4 protein-coding genes are annotated in these 3,908 nt (G+C 66.4%); 1 reads left to right on the forward strand and 3 read right to left on the reverse strand.

Translation table 11 applies throughout. The features are described from left to right. Positions 1-1,420 (forward strand): LysM peptidoglycan-binding domain-containing protein (locus H5T60_12565; protein ID MBC7243263.1); only part of this gene is annotated, 1,420 nt, incomplete at its 5' end. Positions 1,421-1,504: 84 nt separating this feature from the next. Here the strand turns inward: H5T60_12565 and H5T60_12570 are convergent. From H5T60_12570 to H5T60_12580, 3 genes are all read right to left on the reverse strand, one after another. Continuing rightward, positions 1,505-3,022, reverse strand: coding sequence for a Sapep family Mn(2+)-dependent dipeptidase (locus H5T60_12570; protein ID MBC7243264.1), 1,518 nt, complete (start codon positions 3,020-3,022; stop codon positions 1,505-1,507). A 32-nt stretch (positions 3,023-3,054) separates the two neighbouring features. Then, complete coding sequence (locus tag H5T60_12575; protein ID MBC7243265.1) at positions 3,055-3,684, reverse strand: GntR family transcriptional regulator; 630 nt, start codon at positions 3,682-3,684, stop codon at positions 3,055-3,057. A gap of 41 nt (positions 3,685-3,725) precedes the next feature. Then, the coding region (locus H5T60_12580; GenBank protein ID MBC7243266.1) for a trimethylamine methyltransferase family protein at positions 3,726-3,908 on the reverse strand (183 nt) is incomplete at its 5' end.

Raw genomic sequence — 3,908 nt, forward strand, 5'->3', positions numbered from 1 at the left:
GGCGGTGCCGACACTGCCGGCGCGCGGCATACTCCGGGGCGAAGAAGCTCTGCCGGCGATCATCCTGGTATCCCCGGCACCCACCCCGGCCTTCCAGCTCTACACGGTGCAACAGGGGGATACCGTGTCCGGCATTGCCAAACGCTTTGGGGTGAAACAGCAGGAAATCCTGGATGCCAATCCGGCCCTGCAGAATGACCCGGACCGGCTGAAGGTGGGCCAGGAACTGCGCATCCCCAGCGCCGGCCAGGAAGCTCCGAAAACCGCGGGCGCCGCGCCGGCGGCCGTCGCGACGCCGGCGGGCGTTCCCACGCCGCCTCTGTCCAGCCACGCCACGCCGCTGGGAGAGGACCTGAACCCGGAAGCGATTCCCTTCTTGCCCACACCCGAACCCGAGCCGGCCATCTATGTGGTGCAGGACGGGGATACGCTGACGGGCATCGCCAAGCAGTTCGGGGTCAGCCTGCTGGACATCCTGCTGGCCAACCCGGAACTGCAGGAGAACCCCGACAAACTGAGCATCGGGCAGGAACTGCGCATTCCAGCGCCGCATACGGATAAAGAAAACGACCTGTCTGCGGCCAATGCCCTGCCCAACAAAACGATAGTGCCGGCGCATGCCACGCCCCTGGGCGAGGAGACGCCGGCGGGGCTGGTACAGCTCCGGCCCACTACCGTTCTGCTCCGCAAATACATCGTCCGAGAGGGGGATACCATTTCCGGCATCGCCAGCGCCTTCGGCCTGGACCAAAAGTCCATCATCTGGGCCAACCCTGACCTGCAGGCCAATCCGAACCGCCTGCGGGTGGGGCAGGAGCTGGTGATTCCGCCGGCGGACGGCGTACTGCACACCATCCAGCGCGGCGATACCCTGTTGGGCATTGCCCGGCAGTACGGCGTCACCATGAATGCCATCTTGGACAGCCAGTATAACCCTGTGCTGGACCCGGAGGCGCTCAAGGTTGGGGAGAAGATCTTTGTGCCCGGCGGCAAACTGCCCATCCGCCAGGCGCGCAAAGGGATGACCAGGGCCTCCCTGCCGGCAGATGCCCCCGTCGGCACCGGTGCGCTCATCTGGCCGGTGCGTGGGACCATCACCCAGCGCTTCACCCGGGGACATCCCGCCCTGGACATCGCAACCCGTCGGGGTACTCCTGTCGTGGCGGCGGATACGGGCTATGTGGTGCGCGCCGGCTGGTCCGATGTGGGCTACGGGTTGATGGTGGTGATTGACCACAACAACGGCATGCAGACCTTGTATGCCCACCTCAATGAGATTTTCGTTGAGGCCGGCACCGCGGTCACCCAGGGACAGACCATCGGCACTGTGGGCGCCACCGGCCGAGCGACCGGCCCGCACCTGCATCTGGAAGTGATCGTGGACAACGTGCGGCGCAACCCTCTGGACTATCTGCCGTAGGGATGCGCCCATTCCCTTCAGAGATGGTAAAGGCCCGGGACCATTTCGGTTCCGGGCCTTTGCGTTCGCCTGGGTACCGCCGGCTTATGCGCCGGCGAGGAAATAGAGGGCCAGGGCATATATCTCGGTGTTGCGCACCAGCGAGTCCAGGCTGACCCGCTCGTCCACCTGATGCGCCAGCATCGGCTCTTCGGGCATCAGCGGGCCGAAGGCCACCATGCGCGGGAAGGCCTTGGCATAGGTGGTGCCGCCGATGTAGGCGCACGTCGCCGGCCGGCCGGTGAGCAGTTGATAGGCGCGCTTCAGGCCCACAACCAGGGCATCGTCCTCGTCCACAAAGAGGGGGTTCATGGAGGCGGGGTCAATTTCCACCTGCAGGCCGGCTTCCTCGCCGACGCGCCGGAGCTTTTCCGCAAGGGTAGCAACGGTGTGCGGGGGCGTCAGCCGGATGTTCAGCGTGATGCTGGCCTGCTGGGCGTTCCCCCGGGCCATGCCCAGGTTCACTGTGGTGGGGCCGAGTTTGTCGTGTTCGGCGGCGATGCCCAGGCCGGCGCCGTCCCATCCCACCCCGAGGTGCCGGGCGGCGAAGTGCACCAGCCGGCCGACCGCATTGTTGGCGACCTTACAGGCTGCCAGGAAATTGGCCAGGTCCTGCAGGGCATTATGCCCGTCCCAGGGCAGGGCGCCGTGCGCTTCCTGGCCGCGCGTGGCAACCACTACCTGCGCCTCCGCCGGCAGTTCCTCTGTTGGATACCGCTCCCGGAACAGTTCGGCGCGCATGACCTGGAGCTGGCTCTCCGGATGATGCTGGGCGAAACGCCGGGCGGAGCGCTGTAGGGAGACCAGCATCGGCTCGAGACGCCGCGCATCCAGGAAGAGCGCGGCCCAGGCGAACGCCGGCACGATGTTGGGAGCACTGCCGGCATGCCAGGCCGCGACATGCAGGCCGGGGCGGTGGGTCGGGTTGTGCGCGGCCGGCTCCTGCGCCCGGAAGGTGGCGTTCAGGATGCCCTTCTCGCCGCAGATGACGGGGAAATGGGCATCTGGGGTGAATCCCATGGTCGGCCGGCCCTCGCGCGCCTCGTAATGGCGGATGTCGCTCCAGTCGCCGCTCTCTTCCAGCGTGCCCAGGATGAGGCGGATGCGCCGGCGCAGAGGAAGCCCCAGGTCACTGAGCGCTTTCAGGGCGTACAGCGACGAAACCGCCGGCCCTTTATCATCCTCCACGCCGCGTCCCCAGATCATGCCATCGGCGATGGTGCCGGCAAAGGGTGGGTGCGTCCAGCCTTCGCCGGCTGGCACAACGTCCAGGTGCGCCAGCACGGCTACCACTTCCGGGGCGTCCGCCGGCCCGCATTCCACGAAGCCGACCACGTTGTCGAGGTTCTGGACGCGGAAGCCGAGGGTGCCGGCGTGTTCCAGCATCCAGTGCAGGGCGGCGCGTGCTTCCGGGCCAGGGGAGGATGCGCCCACCGGGTTGATGCTGGGGATGGCGATGAGGCGCTGCAGGCCGGCGATGAGGGCATCGCGATAGGCGTGCGCCCGCTCGCGCAGGGCCGGCAGGATATCTTCAGGCAGGGCGTCATGGTGTGGCGATGACATGGGCGCGTTCCTCGATGCTCTCGGCTGTGGGGTTAGAACGCTTCACGCATACGCTGATGAAAATCGCGCACGTGTTCCCGCATGATTTCGGCCGCTTTATCGGCGTTGCCGTATTCCAGCGCGTCCAGGAGCTCCTCATGGCGTTCGATGGAGCTGGCGACCGAACCGACGCGGGTCAGCGCCAGCCGCCAGAGCCGCAGGGACTTGTCGTACAGGCTGACGATGACATCGGCCAGGTGTTTGTTGCCGGCGGCCTCGGCCACCGTGAGGTGAAATTGGCGGTCGATCTCCATCAGCTTCTCCACATCACCCGGGGCCGTATGGGCGAGCTGATGGGTCAAGGAGCGGAGCCGTTCCAACTGCTGAGGGGTGATGCGTTGGGCGGCCAACTGCGCCGCCAGCCCCTCCACCGCCAGGCGCAGTTCCGCGATCTCCTGCAGGTCGGTCAGGCTGATATCCGCCACGTAGATGCCGCGCTGGGGGATGATGACCACCAGGTTCTCGCAGGCCAGCATTTTCAGGGCCTCGCGCACCGGGGTTCGGCCGGTGCCCAGCTCCTCCGCCAGGCCGGATTCGACCAGTAATTCGCCGGGAGCGTATTCCAGCCGGATGATCTTCTCCCGGATAGTGCGATAGGCTCGTTCGGTTGCGGTTTGTGCCATATCCCCTTCCCGCTGTGCCACCCTATGCGAAAGCGAACGCATCACGAATGCCGCTCGACGTACGCCTCGAGGGCACGGATGATCGTGGCCTCCGGTTCCGCCGGCTGATGGGTCTGCAAGAGTCTCTGCCAGTACTGATGGGCGCGCTGTGCCATGTCCGTCGAACCCTTTTCCTGCCAGGCCGGCAGGGCGTCGCGGTAGCACAGCCTGGGCATGTAGAAGGC

The sequence above is a fragment of the Anaerolineae bacterium genome, from assembly GCA_014360855.1.
Taxonomy (GTDB): domain Bacteria; phylum Chloroflexota; class Anaerolineae; order JACIWP01; family JACIWP01; genus JACIWP01.